Origin of the sequence: Bradyrhizobium sp. PSBB068 (assembly GCA_016839165.1) — a bacterium.
Lineage (GTDB): Bacteria > Pseudomonadota > Alphaproteobacteria > Rhizobiales > Xanthobacteraceae > Bradyrhizobium.
This window is the reverse complement of the sequence record CP069300.1, coordinates 6356321-6371141: the sequence shown is the minus strand read 5'-3', so window position 1 is coordinate 6371141 and position 14821 is coordinate 6356321. Positions and strand designations below refer to the sequence as shown.

General features: G+C 66.2%; 12 protein-coding genes. 9 read left to right on the top strand and 3 right to left on the bottom strand.

Annotated features, from left to right (window positions below; genetic code table 11):
• Positions 1-9: 9 nt before the first annotated feature.
• Entirely contained in the window at positions 10-552 is a 543-nt protein-coding gene (locus JQ507_29620; protein QRI68999.1) for an RNA polymerase sigma factor, read from the top strand.
• A gap of 153 nt (positions 553-705) precedes the next feature.
• Here JQ507_29620 and JQ507_29615 read toward each other — a convergent pair whose 3' ends face one another.
• The gene (locus tag JQ507_29615) at positions 706-3249 is read right to left on the bottom strand and encodes an EAL domain-containing protein (protein ID QRI68998.1); all 2544 of its coding nucleotides are present in this window, start codon (positions 3247-3249) and stop codon (positions 706-708) included.
• Positions 3250-3509: 260 nt separating this feature from the next.
• Here JQ507_29615 and JQ507_29610 point away from each other — a divergent pair, with 260 nt between their 5' ends.
• Both JQ507_29610 and JQ507_29605 read left to right on the top strand, forming a co-directional pair.
• On the top strand, positions 3510-3719 hold the full coding sequence (locus JQ507_29610; GenBank protein QRI68997.1) for a DUF2945 domain-containing protein: 210 nt from the start codon (positions 3510-3512) through the stop codon (positions 3717-3719).
• 12 nt (positions 3720-3731) lie between these two features.
• On the top strand, positions 3732-4280 hold the full coding sequence (locus JQ507_29605; protein QRI68996.1) for a DUF488 domain-containing protein: 549 nt from the start codon (positions 3732-3734) through the stop codon (positions 4278-4280).
• Between the two features lie 42 nt (positions 4281-4322).
• Here the strand turns inward: JQ507_29605 and JQ507_29600 are convergent, their stop codons facing one another.
• Together JQ507_29600 and JQ507_29595 are read right to left on the bottom strand one after the other, a co-directional pair.
• Positions 4323-5480 (bottom strand): caspase family protein, encoded by a 1158-nt coding sequence (locus JQ507_29600; protein QRI68995.1) that lies wholly within the window; start codon positions 5478-5480, stop codon positions 4323-4325.
• Between the two features lie 73 nt (positions 5481-5553).
• Positions 5554-6786 carry a hypothetical protein gene (locus JQ507_29595; protein ID QRI68994.1) on the bottom strand — a complete coding sequence of 411 codons (1233 nt, stop codon included), beginning with the start codon at positions 6784-6786 and terminating at the stop codon, positions 5554-5556.
• A 209-nt stretch (positions 6787-6995) separates the two neighbouring features.
• Here JQ507_29595 and glf point away from each other — a divergent pair, with 209 nt between their 5' ends.
• The 6 genes from glf (at position 6996) to JQ507_29565 (ending at position 14821) form a co-directional block, all read left to right on the top strand.
• Complete coding sequence (glf, locus tag JQ507_29590) at positions 6996-8201, top strand: UDP-galactopyranose mutase (GenBank protein ID QRI68993.1); 1206 nt, start codon at positions 6996-6998, stop codon at positions 8199-8201.
• 62 nt (positions 8202-8263) lie between these two features.
• Entirely contained in the window at positions 8264-9535 is a 1272-nt protein-coding gene (locus JQ507_29585) for a beta-lactamase family protein (GenBank protein ID QRI68992.1), read from the top strand.
• Between the two features lie 605 nt (positions 9536-10140).
• Positions 10141-11442, top strand: a complete 1302-nt coding sequence (locus tag JQ507_29580; GenBank protein ID QRI68991.1) for a sorbosone dehydrogenase family protein — start codon at positions 10141-10143, stop codon at positions 11440-11442.
• A gap of 238 nt (positions 11443-11680) precedes the next feature.
• Positions 11681-12028 carry a hypothetical protein gene (locus tag JQ507_29575; protein QRI68990.1) on the top strand — a complete coding sequence of 116 codons (348 nt, stop codon included), beginning with the start codon at positions 11681-11683 and terminating at the stop codon, positions 12026-12028.
• Positions 12029-12548: 520 nt separating this feature from the next.
• Complete coding sequence (locus JQ507_29570) at positions 12549-14000, top strand: phenylacetate--CoA ligase family protein (protein ID QRI68989.1); 1452 nt, start codon at positions 12549-12551, stop codon at positions 13998-14000.
• A 23-nt stretch (positions 14001-14023) separates the two neighbouring features.
• On the top strand, positions 14024-14821 hold the full coding sequence (locus tag JQ507_29565) for an ABC transporter permease (protein QRI68988.1): 798 nt from the start codon (positions 14024-14026) through the stop codon (positions 14819-14821).

Genomic DNA, 14821 nt, shown 5'->3' with positions numbered 1-14821 from the left:
GCGCTGAACGTGGGCAATACCAACCAGGCGAGGCTGCGCGACCAGCTGGTGGAGAACTATGATGGTCTCATCGCAAGGCTGACGCGCCGCCTGGGGTCCTCCGACTTCGCCCACGAGGCGCTGCACGAGACATTCCTGCGGCTGGATCGGGTCACGGATGCGGCGCCGGTCCGCAGCCCGCCCGACTTTCTCTTTCGTATCGCCATCAATGTCGCGAAGGATCGGCACAGGGCCCAGACCCATCGTCTCGGCGCGTCCGAGGTCGATGCGCTGTTGGATGTCTGCGACAATCAGCCCGACGCCGCACGGGTGGTCGAGGCACGCTCCGAGATCGCGGCCTTCAAATCTGCGTTGGCCGAGCTTCCCGAGAGGCCTCGCCGGGTGCTCCAGGACATCTCGATCGAGGGCGCAACGGCACAAGAGGTGGCGGACCGTTTGCAGATCGGCCTTCGTACGGTCGAAAATGATCTCAAGCTGGCCTTGCTCCACTGCGCGAATGCCCTTGGCCGCACGGTGGCCCGTCGTCTCGGCGGGCCACGGCTGCGGTGGTAGCTGCTTCCGCCGATCCCGCGAGACCTTGACGTTGAGAAGGTTGAAGGTCGCCGCCTAAAGCACGATGAGATTAGTGAATCATCATCGCGCTTTAGCTTGTTGTCTGAGCATGATCTTTTCGGAAAACCGCTTCGCACTTTTCCGGATCATGCTCTAGTGGCGCTTGCGTTTGGGCTGGATCCGGTACGCCTCGCGCTCGATGCTGGCGGCCACCAGCGGCGCCTTGTCGGCGGCGATCGGCGGGGAAAACACGAAGCCCTGCACCAGGTCGCAATCGAGCCCGCCGAGCACGTCGACCTCGGCCGGCAATTCGGCGCCCTCGGCCACCACCGTCATGCCGAGCCCATGCGACAGGGCGATGATGCCGCCGAGCAGTTTGCGCTTCTCCGGCGCGGTGGAAATGCCGTCGACGAAGGCGCGGTCGACCTTCAGGCAGTCGAACGGCAGGCGCGTCAGATAGCCGAGCGAGGAATAGCCCGAGCCGAAATCGTCCAGCGCCAGCCGGGCGCCGAGATCAGAGAGCGCCGTCAGCGTGCGGCTGATCCGCTGCTCGGTATGATCGACGAACAGGCTTTCGGTCAGCTCCAGGCAGAGCAGCTCCGCCGGAAAGCCGGTCTCTGCCAGCACGGCCGCGACGGCCGTCTCGAAGTCCACGTTCCAGATCTGCGCCGGCGAGACGTTGACCGAGACGGTGCGCGGCGGCAGCCCGGCATCCAGCCAGGCGCGGCCCTGCCGGCAGGCCTCACGCAATACCCACAGGCCGAGATCGACGATCAGCCCGGAGCTTTCCGCGATCGGGATGAACTCGGCCGGCGAGATCGGCCCGCGCTCGGGATGGGTCCAGCGCAGCAGCGCCTCGAAGCCGGTGACGCGTCCGGTCCGCAGGTCGAGTTGCGGCTGGTAATGGGCCTCGAGCGTACCGGCTTCCACGGCGTGGCGCAGATGGCGGCCGAGGTCGAGCCGTTGATCGACCGCCTGGGCATAGACCGGCTCGAACAGCTGGGCCCGGCCGCGCCCGGCCTCCTTGGCCATGTAGAGCGCGAGATCCGCGTTGCGCACGGCGGTCTCCGCCGTCGCCCCATGCTCCGGCAGGCGGGCGATGCCGATGGTGGCGCCGACGCAGGCCTCGCCCTCGCTGAGATCGACCGGGACCGAGAGCCTGCCGATCAGCCGGTTGGCAAGTCCGGTCAGCGCGGCGTCGGACATGCCGCGTCCCTCCGCCAGCACGGCGAATTCGTCGCCGCCGAGTCGGGCGATGAAGGCGCGCGGCCCAAGGTCCTGGCGCAGTGCAGCCGCCACCTGGATCAGCAACTGGTCGCCGGCGGCATGACCGAGCGAATCGTTGACCTCCTTGAAGCGATCGAGGTCGATCAGCAGCAGCGCGCCGCCGCGGCCTTCGACGGCGCAGCCCTCGATCATGGCGGCGAGCTGGCGCGTGAACAGCGCGCGATTGGCGAGCCCGGTCAGGGGATCGCTGTAGGCGAGCTGCTCGAGCTGGCGCTCGGCCTCCTTGCGCTCGGTGACGTCCTGCACGGTGCCGACGATGCCGATGACCTTGTCGTGGGCGATCTCGGCCTTGCAGATGACCGCCAGGTCGCGGGCGGTGCCGTCCGCGTGCAGGATGCGCAAATCCGTCGCCTCGGTCCGGCGGGTGCGGAGCACCCGTTTCTGCACCTCGCGGAGGCGGTCGGCGTCGCCGCCCAGGAAATGGGGCATCACGCTCGCATTGGTCGGCTCGAACGTCGCCGGATCGAAGCCGAGCAACTGATAGAGCTCGGGTGCCCAGGTCGTGCGGCCGGTGTCGAGCCGATAGCTCCAGGTGCCGATCTTGCCGAGCCGGTGGGCTTCCTCCAGCGCCCGCGTGCGCTGGTCGAGCAACGCCTTGGCCGCCCTGAGCTGGGTGATGTCGCTGGCCGTGCCGCGGTAGCCGAGAAAGCTGCCGTCCTCGGCGTAGATCGGTTTGCCGCTGGTGCAGATGCTGACGCGCGAGCCGTCCTTGCCGATCAGCGTATAGGTGAAGTCGCGAAAAGGGCGATGGGCCTCCATGTCGGCCCGATGCTGCGCCATACCCTCCGCGTCCTCAGGCGCGTAAGCCAGCTCCCAGCGTGCTTTGCCGCCGGAGGCCACCGTCTGGAAGGCGGCATTGCCGGGAAGCGATTTGGGATAGGGCAGCAGCCGATGGTCGGGGGCACTCTCCCAGCACCAGTCCGAAGCGGTAGAAACGAAATCGGCCAGCCGCTGCTCGCTCTCGGCGAGGCGCCGCAGCGCGGAGGTCTCCTCCGTGACGTCGCGGACAATGCCGGACACGCGCCGGACCTGACCGCGCGCGTCGAATTCCGGCTCGCCATGCACTACGCAGTCGAGCACGCTGCCGTCGGACCTGCGCAGCCGCGTCTGGACCGCATAGGGCTGCCCCTCCGCCCAGCAGGCGGCGTAATGCGCCTCCAGAACCTTCCGGCTTTCGGGCAAATAGCGCTCGCGCACCGCGGCGATCGGGATGAAGCCGTCGCGCGTCTCGAATTCGTAGAAGGCGGCGAACTCGGGCGATATCCAGACATCGGTCGCGGCGGCGCTGTGCGATTCCCAGTAGCCCATGCGGGCCATCCTGATGGCGCATCGCAGCGACCGTTCCTCATTCCAGCGTCGACGCGCTACCCGCGTGGGGGCCTGCCCTTGCGGCAGTTTACGAGCGGCCATCGGTCCCCAACCAAAAACGCCAACGTACAATTACGCGGCAAACTCGTTAGCATATAGCGCGACAACCTTGGAGCGATGCCGCTCACAGTCGGGGGCTCTTCCGCAGATTTGGTATAGTATCGGTGAATCCCGCAACCGGCATTCGGGATGGGGAGGAACTTAACCTGGATGAAACTCTTTGCTGCCGCGGGCAAGCTCAGATTGCGTTGGCATCCGCTTGGTATCCCCTTGGCATCCCGCGCACGAAGGACGCTACAAAGATGACCAGGAGATTCAAGGTCGGCGATCACGTCAGCTGGAACTCCGAGGCCGGACGCGTCTCCGGCACCATCATCGCGGTTCACACGCGTGATTTCGATTACAAGGGGCACATGCACCGCGCCTCGGAAGCCGATCCGCAATACGAGATCAAGAGCGACAAGACCGATCACGTCGCAGCCCACAAGGGCAGCGCGCTCCATCCTGCCTAGCAGAGCCGCGGCATGGCGCTTCCGTTCTTCACGATAGGTCATTCGAACCGCAGTCTCGAGGATTTCGTCGCCGTCCTCACCGCGGCCGGCATCGATCGCGTGGTCGACATCAGAACGGTGCCGCGCTCGCGAACCAATCCGCAGTTCAACAAGGACACGCTTCCCGGTTCGCTCAAGGCCACGGCCATCTCGTATGAGCATCTGGCCGATCTCGGCGGGCTGCGCGGCAAGGCGCGCAACGTGCCGCCTTCGGTCAACGGCTTCTGGAGCAACGAGAGCTTTCACAATTACGCCGACTATGCGTTGTCGCCGCAGTTTCACGCAGGCCTGCAGCATCTGCGCAATGAGGGTCGCGCGCAACGCTGCGCGATGATGTGCTCGGAGGCGGTGTGGTGGCGCTGCCACCGCCGCATCGTCGCCGACTATCTGATCGCGGCCGGCGAGAGCGTCGTCCACATCATGGGAGAGGGCCGGCTCGAGCCTGCCCGGCTCACCGAAGGCGCGCTCGTGCAGGGCGATGGGACGGTGGTCTATCCGGCAACGGGGCAGCTCGATCTATGAGAGCGTGATGCAACCCGCGGCGACCGCGGTGTGCCATGCGCCTCACTCCACGCTGCGCTTCCAATAGCCGGTGCCGAGCTTGCCCGTGATGACAGCAGTCGCGTCATGAACCTCGTAGGAGCCGGCGTCGCTATAGTTCCTCATGCCCTTCAGCGCATGCAGCGTCCAGCGGCCGTTGGCGAAGGTCACGGTGCCTTCGTGGGCTTGTGCCGAGCGGAACGGCTCGGCGTGGAATTTGTAGGTGCCGTCGGCCATGATCTGCCAGATCCAGCGCGACTGGCCGCGGCCGCTCGCCACCATGATCTCCCAGGTGCCGACCAGCGCGGGATCGATGGCGCCGACTGGCGTTGCCGGCGGGGCCGATAATGCCGGAGCGGCCGCTGCCGGCGCATTGTTCGCCTGTTTCGCGCTTGCGGTCTCGGCGGGCGGCGCTGCCAGATAGATCGCCTTGCGCGAAAGCGAGCCGTAGACGAAGGGCTGCTGCTCGTTGCGCGTCGCCTCCATCACGTCGTCGCGGACGTTGCGGAACATGAAGGTGACCTCGACGCCCGGCGCCTCGATGTTGCGCAACAAGGCTGCGGCGAACGGGCTGTTGCGGCCGTCGCCGTCGAGCGCGGTGGTGCCGTCGCGCGCGGCATAGGCCACCAGCACGTTGCCGACCGGCTCGATGCGGCCGAGCCCGCTGGTCGCGGCGGCGCGGGTCGCGATCGAGCGGCTCATCTTCGTCGCGAATGGATTGTTGCGGCAGGCGTCGAGGATGACGAGGCCGAGACTTCCGGTGCTCGAGACCTGCAGCATCACGCTCTGCAGGCTGATCGCTTCATTCGCAGCATCGGTATCGCGCTTCAGCTCGGCATCGACCGGGATCAGCCAGTTGTCGCCGTTGATCTCCATGCCGTGGCCGGCGAAATACACCGTTGCCATGTCGGCACCTGCGGCCTCGCGCCCGAACGCGATCAGGCTGCGCCGCATGTCATCGAAGCTGCCGTTCCTGATCAGGGTAACGGCGAAGCCGAGGCGCTTCAGCGCCGCAGCGATATCGCCGGCGTCGGTCGGCGGATTGGTCAGTGCCGGCACGCTTCTGTAGGCGCCGTTGCCGATCACCAGCGCCACCCGCTTGCCGTCGGCGGCGGCGGGCAGCGGCGCAACGCCGGCGAGCGCCGCGACAGCCAGTCCCGAAACAAACGCGCGCCGGTTCATCCTGGACCCGTTCGGAGGTGATGGGTGCAGGGTATCGCAGCCGGCGCGAGCCGGCCATCGAAATGGCTCCGCGTCAGGCCGCCTGCTTCGGCGTCCAGACGCCGGCCGGCACCGGCTCGGCCGGCAACAGGCCGGCGCCGGCGGCGCCCGCGATCGACATCGTGATCTCGTGGATGTCCTGCACCGACCGCTGCATCGAGAAGCGCGGATAGAGCTCGCTCATCGTGGCGGCGGTCGCAGCCTGCGCCGCGGCAGGATCGGCAAGCACCGCCTCGACGCTGGCGGCGATGCTGGCCGTGTCCTGGCCGAAGCTGTAGCGGGCGAGATGCGGCATCTCCGCGGCCGAGAAGCGGTTGGCGTCGAACACCGGCACGGTGCCGGCGCCGAGCGCGAAGAACACCCGGTCATGCACCGACTGGTCGATATTCGGATTGAGCGAGACCGCGCCGAGATAGCTGCCGAGGCCCTCGCGCATCGCATCGAAGGTCATCGCGCCGAGCACGCGGGCCGGGCGCCCGGTGACGTCGAGATCGCTCCAGCCGCCGCCGATGAAATCGACCGGGTAGTCGGCAAGCACGGCGCCGACTTCACGGGTGCGCACGCCCCTGGTGTAGTTGTCGAGCCGGGTCAGGATCACGTTGAACAGATCGCCGCCCGGCGTCAGATAGACCAGATGCCGCTCGGCGACGTCGACGATGATCTTCGGAAACGCGCCGCAGGTCTTGCCGCGCGCCTCGGCGATCGCGTCGAACAGCAGCGCGAACAGCTTTGGCGGCATGGTCTTGCGCCAGCCGCGCTCGAGCCCCAGCGGATTCCAGCCCGACTTGGCGAACACCAGCCGGCCGTTGCGCTGCTCGGGCGGCAGGCCGCCGAAGAAGCCGGGATCGGGGATGCCCATATGGGTCGCGAACACGCTGCCATTGGCGCCGAGGTGGTCGCGGTTGAATGCGGCGTGGTCCGGAAACACGTAGCCATGCGCGGTATAGCGGCTCTCGAGCCCGTGCCGCTTGGCGAAGTAGCAGGGATGGTCGCAGAACCAGGTGAAGACCGGGATCTGGGCCACGTCCCAGAACAGCCTGCCGTCCTTGGTGTGGATGTCGAGCCCGATGCCGGAGAAGCCGAGCGCCATCGTCTCGGCCTTCCGCGGCAGCAGGGCGTTGAGCCGGGCCGAGAAATCCGGCGCCAGCAGGTCGAGCATCTTGACCTCGTGCCCGAGCCGGTCGAGCTCGGCGGCGGCCATCGCGAGGATGCCGCGCAGTGAATCATAGGTCGTGTTGCTGGAGTACAGGACGCAGATCACGGACATGGAGCCCCCGCGCATGATGCTGTTGCCGCGTGCGCGGACAAATCCACCGCTTCGCATGCTGCCAGTTGAACGGCCGAGCCGGCCGTTCCGGGCTCGGAATTATCGTGGCCTTAACCAAAATCTTCGCCGGAAGTCGACCGCAGCGCCGTTGAAGTTCCGTCGGGATGTCGCGGCGGGCTGCCGCCTGCGCCCGCGGGGAGCGGGGCCACATGCAGCTTGATAGCTTCGAGGTCGTGGTGGTGGGCGCGGGCTTCTTCGGCGCCGTGATCGCCGAGCAGGCGGCCAGCAGGCTCGGTCGCTCGGTCTGTGTGCTCGACCGGCGGCCGCATATCGGCGGCAATGCCTACTCGGAAGTGGATTCCGACAGCGGCGTCGAGGTGCACCGCTACGGCACGCATATCTTCCACACCAATTCCGAGACGGTCTGGCGCTATATGCAGCGCTTCACGTATTTCACCGACTACCGTCACCGCGTCTTCACGGTGGCGAACGGCCGTGTCTATTCGATGCCGATCAACCTTGCGACGGTGTGCGCCGCCTTCGGCCGCATCATGTCGCCTGACGAGGCGCGCGCCGTGATCGCGGCCGAGGCTGCCGCGCATGGCGCGGGTGGGATCGGCAATCTCGAGGACAAGGCCATCGCCTCGGTCGGCCGCACGCTCTACGATCTGCTGATCCGCGGCTATACGCAGAAGCAGTGGCAGACCGATCCGCGCGAGCTGTCGGCCGACATCATCGGCCGCCTGCCGGTGCGCTTCAGCTTCGATGATCGCTACTTCGCCGACCGCTATGAGGGCATGCCCGTCGACGGTTACACCGCGATCTTCCAACGGATGCTCGAGCATCCAAAAATCGCGGTCGAGCTCGGCGTCGACTATTTCGACGTCGCTGAGCGCATCACGCCGCGCCAGCTCGTGATCTATACCGGGCCGATCGACCGCTTCTTCGGCTATGCCTGCGGCCATCTCGGCTGGCGCACCGTCGACTTCGCGCGCGAAGTCCATGACGTCGCCGATTTCCAGGGCGCCGCCGTCATCAACTATGCCGACGCCGAGGTGCCGTTCACAAGGATCCACGAGTTCAGGCATCTGCATCCGGAGCGCACCCATACCGGCGCGCGGACCACGATCTACCGGGAATATTCCCGCTTCGCCGGCCGCAACGACGAGCCGTATTATCCGATCAACACCGCCGCCGACCGCGCCATGCTCGCGTCCTATCACGCCATGACGGCGGCGCATCCGAACGTCATCTTCGGCGGCCGGCTCGGCTCCTACAAATATCTCGACATGCACCAGGCGATCGGCGCGGCGCTGAAGACGTTCGAGCGCGAGGTCGAGCCGTTCTTCGCAGAAGATATGCGCACCGGCGGCACCGCCGCGCGTCGCCACGCCTTGTCGCCGTTGTCGGCGTGATCTATTCCTGCGAGCTGCGGGCACCAAATCGCATAACAATCGCCCGCCCCGGTGAGGAAACAATGCGAAAGATCGCCATTGCCGCGGCTGCCGCCGCCACAAGTCTTGCCATCACCATCGCTCACGCCGCACCGCCGCTCCCGGAAGCTTCGGCGCACCAGGTCGGCTTCTCCGACCAGGGGCTGGCGCGGCTCGACGACTTCTTCGCGCGCGAGATCGCGGCCAAGCGGGTGCCCGGCGCCGTCGTGGCGATCGCCCGCGACGGCCGGCTCGTGCATTACAAGGCTTATGGCCAGCTCGACCCGGTCAAGGGCACGCCGATGCCGATCGACGCCGTGTTCGCGCTGGCCTCGATGACCAAGCCGATGGCCGCGGTCGCAGGTCTCACGCTGATGGAGCAGGGCAAGTTGCCGCTGCAGGCCAAGGTCGCCGACTATTATCCGGCGTTCGCCGACATGAAGGTCGGCGTGCAGCAGGCCGACGGCTCGCTCGCGATGGAGCCGCAGGCACGCCCGATCTTCATCCACGATCTCTATCGCCACACCTCCGGCCTGATGTATGGCGGCCGGCCCGACAGTTCGAGCGCGCTGGCCCGGCTTTATCCCGACGGCACCGCGCCGGCGGTCGAGGGCGACACTCAGGCCTTCATCGACCGCATCACCCAGTTGCCTTTGGTGCATCAGCCCGGCACCGAGTTCGAATACGGCTTCTCGATCGATGTGCTCGGCGCCGTGGTCGAGAAGGTTTCGGGCGAACGGCTCGGCGACTATCTTGCGGCCAATGTCTGGAAGCCGCTCGGCATGAAGGAGGCGACGTTCCACCCGAACGAGGCCCAGCGTGCGCGGCTGGCGCGGCCGTTCCCCAACGATCCGCTGACCGGCAAGCCGCAATCGATCAAGCTGCTCGACACGCCGACCAGGTTCGACTGCGGCGGCGCCTGCTCGTTCGCCACCGTCGGCGACTATGTCCGGTTCGGGCAGATGCTGCTCAATGGCGGCGAGCTCGACGGCAAGCGCATCCTCAGCCCGCAGACGGTGCATCACATGACGTCGAACCATCTCGGGCCCGAGATCAAGAACAACGTCGCCGCGGTCGAGCCGCATCGCGCCGGCTTCGGCTTCGGGCTGGCGGTTGCGGTGCGGACCAGCGAGGGGCTGTCCTCGGTGCCGGGCAATCCCGGCGAGTTCACCTGGAACGGCGCCTACGGCACGCAGTTCTTCTGCGATCCGAAGGAGCGTCTCGTCGTGGTGGTGGGAACCGCGGCGCCGGGCGAGATGCGCAAATATTATCGCGAGAACGTCCAGGACATCGTCTACGGCGCGATGGTGAAGTGATCGTCCTCCAAATTGCGAGAGAGTCGTTCACAGATATCGGTTCGCCGAAATGGCAAAAGGCCCGCCGCTCAATCCGAGCGACGGGCCGTTGAATTTGCGTGGCTTACCACTGCCGGTAAACGCCGGTCAGCGATCAGCGACGCTGTTCCGTTCCATGCATACACTCCTTGCTGGTGTCGCGACCAACGACCGCCGCGGAGCAGCGTTCCTGATCCGCGATGCCGCGGACGAAGGTGAATTTGCACGGAGCCGGGATCGGGATTTGGTGAAGAGCCTTGCGCTGCGAGATTGGCGCGCCGGCTCTGCCCGGTCGCATGCATTCGCTCGATCGCTATGCTTTTCCAGCTATAACGGTCCACGGCAAGCTGCGCCCGAGCTGGGCGGTTCGTAAAAGGAAGCCCGCCGACCGGGGCGGGCAAGGTCTCAGGGAGGAAAACGCTCTGACAAGGGAGCGTGCCACCAGTGTCCTCGATTCGGGTGCAGCTGCGAAGATCGTATAACTACTGTCATCAGGGCCGGCATTATGCGAATGCTGCTGCGGGCCGCGGCCGGCCGGCAAGGCAATAACAACGCGCAATAACCGGCGCGAATAACAGGGGAAGTTCATGAGCACGTCTGGAGTTTTTGCCCGCGTCGTCGCGGCGATCGGGGCCGGCGCCGTGGCGTGGCGGCGGATGCAGGGCGCGCAGCCCGCGCCGGCCTGGGGCGACGCGCCGCAGATTCCGGCGGCGAAATCGCAGGGCGCGATCCCGACGCTGAAGATGCCGACCGCGCGCGGCTGGGACAAGGGGCAGGTGCCGACCGCCGCGCCCGGGCTCAAGGTTAACGCCTTTGCCGCCGGGCTTGACCATCCGCGTTGGATCAACGTGCTGCCCAATGGCGACGTGCTGATCGCGGAGGCGACGCAGATCGCAGGGACACCGCGCAGCGTCTTCCACTATGCGATGCAGGCGACGATGCGGCGCGCCGCGGCCCTCGGCGTCAGCGCCAACCGCATCACGCTGCTGCGTGACCGTGATGGCGACGGCATCGCGGAAAGCCGCGGTGCCTTCATGGAGGGACTGCGCCAGCCGTTCGGCATGGCGTTGATCGGCGACACCTTCTATGTCGGCAACACCGACGGCGTGGTCGCCTTTCCCTACACTGCGGGCGCCGATCGCATCACCGCGGAGGGACGCAAACTCGCAACCTTCAAGCCCGACGGGCACTGGACGCGCAGCCTGCTGCCGAGTGCCGACGGCAAGAAGCTTTACGCCGGCGTCGGCTCGCTCAGCAACATCGCCGAGAACGGCATGGCGGTCGAGGAAGGCCGTGCCGCGATCTACGAGCTCGATCTTGCCGCCGGCACCAGCCGCATCTTCGCCGGCGGCCTGCGCAATCCGGTCGGGCTCGCATGGGAGCCGAGCACCAACGTGCTGTGGACCGTCGTCAACGAGCGCGACGGTATCGGCGACGAGACGCCGCCCGACTATCTGACCTCGGTGCGTGACGGCGGCTTCTATGGCTGGCCTTATTGCTATTGGGGCCAGACGGTGGACGATCGCGTGCCGCAGGATCCGGCGATGGTCGCCAAAGCGATCCAGCCGGACTACGCGCTCGGCGGGCACACCGCTTCGCTCGGTCTGTGCTGGATGCCCAAGGGCACCTTGCCTGGTTTCCCCGACGGCATGGTGATCGGCCAGCACGGCTCATGGAATCGCTCGACGCTGTCGGGCTACAAGGTGGTGTTCGTGCCGTTCGAGAACGGCCGCCCTTCGGGGCCGGCGCGCGACATCCTGTCGGGCTTCCTCGCGCCCGACGAGAAGGTGTCCTACGGCCGCCCGGTCGGCGTCGCGCTCGGCCCCGACCGCTCGCTGCTGGTCGCCGACGATGTCGGCAACGTGATCTGGCGCGTGACGGGGGCGTAGACGCCGGCTCAGCGCCGCTGTCGATCGATTGCCGGTCGACGAAGATGTGTCAGGAGCCTTACCCTTTCGCCGATCGCCGAGGGAAGGGCAAAAGCTCTCCAGGCCCGATCGCTCGGAAGCGCATAAAACCGGAATGAAATCCATAGCGGTTTTCAACCATGCCCCTTGAGCCTTCCTCAACTTCCCCGGCCGATGCTTCGCCTACGGCAGGGATCGACAGGATCGAAGGAGCTTGAGCATGCCGGCCAAGGCACGAACGACCGCGACCAACGCCACTGCGCAGGCGCGCGAGGACATCCTTAACGCGCGCGCTATCAGCGCGCTGGGCGCCGGCGTCGTCAGCGCGATGAGCGCGGTCGGCGCCGCCGTCATCAAGAAGAACAAGCCGGCGCTCGGCAAGAGCCCGGACTGGTTCTGGCACATGTTCGCGAAATGCGAGGCCAAGGCCGCGCGCGTCGCCGAGCAGGCCGCGCGCGATCCGCAAGGCTGCGGCGATGCGACCTTCATCGAGGTCTATGCCGCGCAATTGCCGAAGCTGATGACGGCAGCACTCGAGAGCCACGAGAAGGCGCTCAAGGCGAAGTGAAGCTACGTTCAGAAGAGACAGTGTAATAACGGCGGTCGTCCCGTCATCGTTCCCTTGACCTCTCGGATGCGCTGCCGCGCGGGGCAGCCATGCAGCTGAAACCACGACCCGCGTTCGTTCGTAAGTAGCGATGGCGGAATCCCGCGCCCGCGGGCTTCGATCTTTTCAATCCGGGACGTTCGATGGTGAAGCACCTTATTTCCGATGAAGAGAAGTGTGACGCGTGCAACGGGACAGGTTTTCCCGAGGTCAGGCAGCCGAGCGAGCCGGGACGCAAAATCTATCCTGAGCCTTGCAGGACATGCGGCGGCAAGGGGCGGATCAGGAAGGCGATGTGGGGCAAATAGCAATCGCCTAACGGCAGTCAGCGAACATCACGAGCCGCAGCCTCGAACGACCGCGGTGGATGGGGCGCGCGTGGGCTGCGGCCGCGTGTGACACTCGTCACGGCGGCCACGCGCGCCGCGCGCCATTGATAGCGCCATGAACGGGCGGTCTCCCGACAATCATGGAGCTGAAGATGACGTCCACCCTTGCAATTAGCACTTCCGATGACAGCCTTGCTCTGGTGCCGGAGCACGATCAGGCCGCCGCGTCCCTCGTCCCGGCCGTGCCGCAGCGCCAGTTCTGGGAGACCGAGCACACCCGTCCGGATTTCCAGCCCTCCAGCGATGCGGCGCCGGAATTGGTCGCGGCCACCGCAAACTATCTCGGCGAATGCATGCGGCATCCCTATCTGCCGGTGTCCGAAATCCGCGCACGGCAGCTCGCCCGCATCAAGGAGCTGGTCGAGCTCGCCTATCGCGACATTCCGGTCTACCGCAACAAGTATGATGCGGCGGGATTCAAGCCGGAGCATCTGCGCGACTATGACGACATCCAGAAGATTCCGGTCATCACCAAGCCCGAGCTGGTCGCGGCGTTTCCGGACCAGTGCGTCAACAGGAAGTACAAGCCGGAAAACCTGTTTCCGACCCGTTCATCCGGCTCGTCCGGCCAGACGCTGCTGATCCGCGTCGACTATGACGCCGTCATCACCGACACCATCCAGGGCGTCCGCCAGTTCGCGATGCAGAGCGGCGGCAACTACCGCGCGGAGGATCTGCTCGCCCATGTCTACACCGTGCCGTGGTGGTTCGATTCGATCGGCGGCGATTATCCGACCGCGTTCATCTCGAACCTGATCCCGCCGGCGCGCGTCGCCCAGCATCTGCGCTATCTCGGGCCGAAGATCCTGTCGCTGTATCCGTCGAGCCTCGATGCGCTGATGCCGCATGTCGACGAGTTCCGTTCTTCGCTCAATCTCGCGGTGACGCATTCGGAATACTCCTCGCGCGCCGCGCGTCAGGAATGGTCGCGCCAGCTCGGCGTGCCCGTGCTCGACGAATATTCCTCCGAGGAGGCGACCCGGATCGCGCTGGAGATGCCCGACGGCCAGTATCACGTCTGCGAGGACACCGTGCATCTCGACGTGCTCGATCCCATCACGATGGAGCCGCAGGCCGACGGCCAGTCCGGCATCGCCGTAATCACCAATCTGCTCAACGAGGCGATGCCGTTCATCCGCTACGTCCAGGGCGATTACATCACCCGGCCGGTCAATCCGGCGCCATCAGACATCAACTGGTCGCAGATCGCGAGCATCGACGGCCGGCTCAACGACGCCTTCGTCAACCGTGACGGCCGCAAGGTGCCGGCCGGCAGCATCCTGGATGCGACCTATCGCTGGATGTTCGACTGCAACCTGCATCTGGCGCAGTTCGAGATCGTGCAGCGCGGCGTCGACCTCGTCGAGGCGCGCGTCGTGCTCGGCCAGGATACGCCGCCGTGCCGGCTGCACAGCTCGGTCGCGCATCTCGAGGACCTGCTCGCGGCCTGCCTCGAGCATCCGGTCCGGGTGCAGGCCAACGCGCTGCTGGCATTTCCGCCCAAGGTCGGCAAGCGCCGCCCGATCCGCCGCGAGTTCGACTGATGCAAGCCACACGGATGGGTGCCATGACACAGTCACTGAACCGCATCGCCGCGATGACGGCGCGCTACTACTACATCCTGCGCTCGTCATCGCTGCGGCTGCTCGAGATCGTCTACTGGCCGGCGATGCAGATGCTGGTGTGGGGCTTCCTCTACACCTACCTCTATGACAGCAAGTCGGCGATGGCCTCCACCGCCGGCCTGCTGCTCGGCGCCGTCCTGCTCTGGGACGTGCTGTTCCGCGGCCAGCTCGGCTTCACCTTCACCTTCCTGGAGGAGATCTGGTCGCGCAACCTCGCCAATCTGATGATGAGCCCGTTGCAGCCGTTCGAGCTTGCGGCCTCGCTGATGGCGATGAGTCTGATCCGGCTCGTGATCGGCACGTTGCCGGTGATGCTGTTGACCTTCGTGCTGTTCGGCTTCAACGTCTTCGCGATGGGGCCCGGGCTGGTCGCGTTCTTCCTCAACCTGGTGCTGACCAGCTGGGCGATCGGGCTCGTGGTCGCAGGCCTCGTGATCCGGCAGGGCTTTGGCGCCGAAAGCCTCGCCTACTCGATCATGATCGTGCTGCTGCCGCTGTGCTGCGTCTACTATCCGGTCGCCGCGCTGCCGCTCTGGCTGCATCCGGTCGCCTGGTCGCTGACGCCGACCTATGTGTTCGAGGGCATGCGCGCCGTGCTGCTCGACGGCACCTTCCGCACTGACCTGATGATCGAATGCCTCGCGCTCAATGCCGTCTATCTCGGCTTGGGCTTCATCACATTCGTTGCCCTGCTGCAGAGCGCCCGTCACAAGGGCGGCCTGCTCACGATGGGCGAGTAA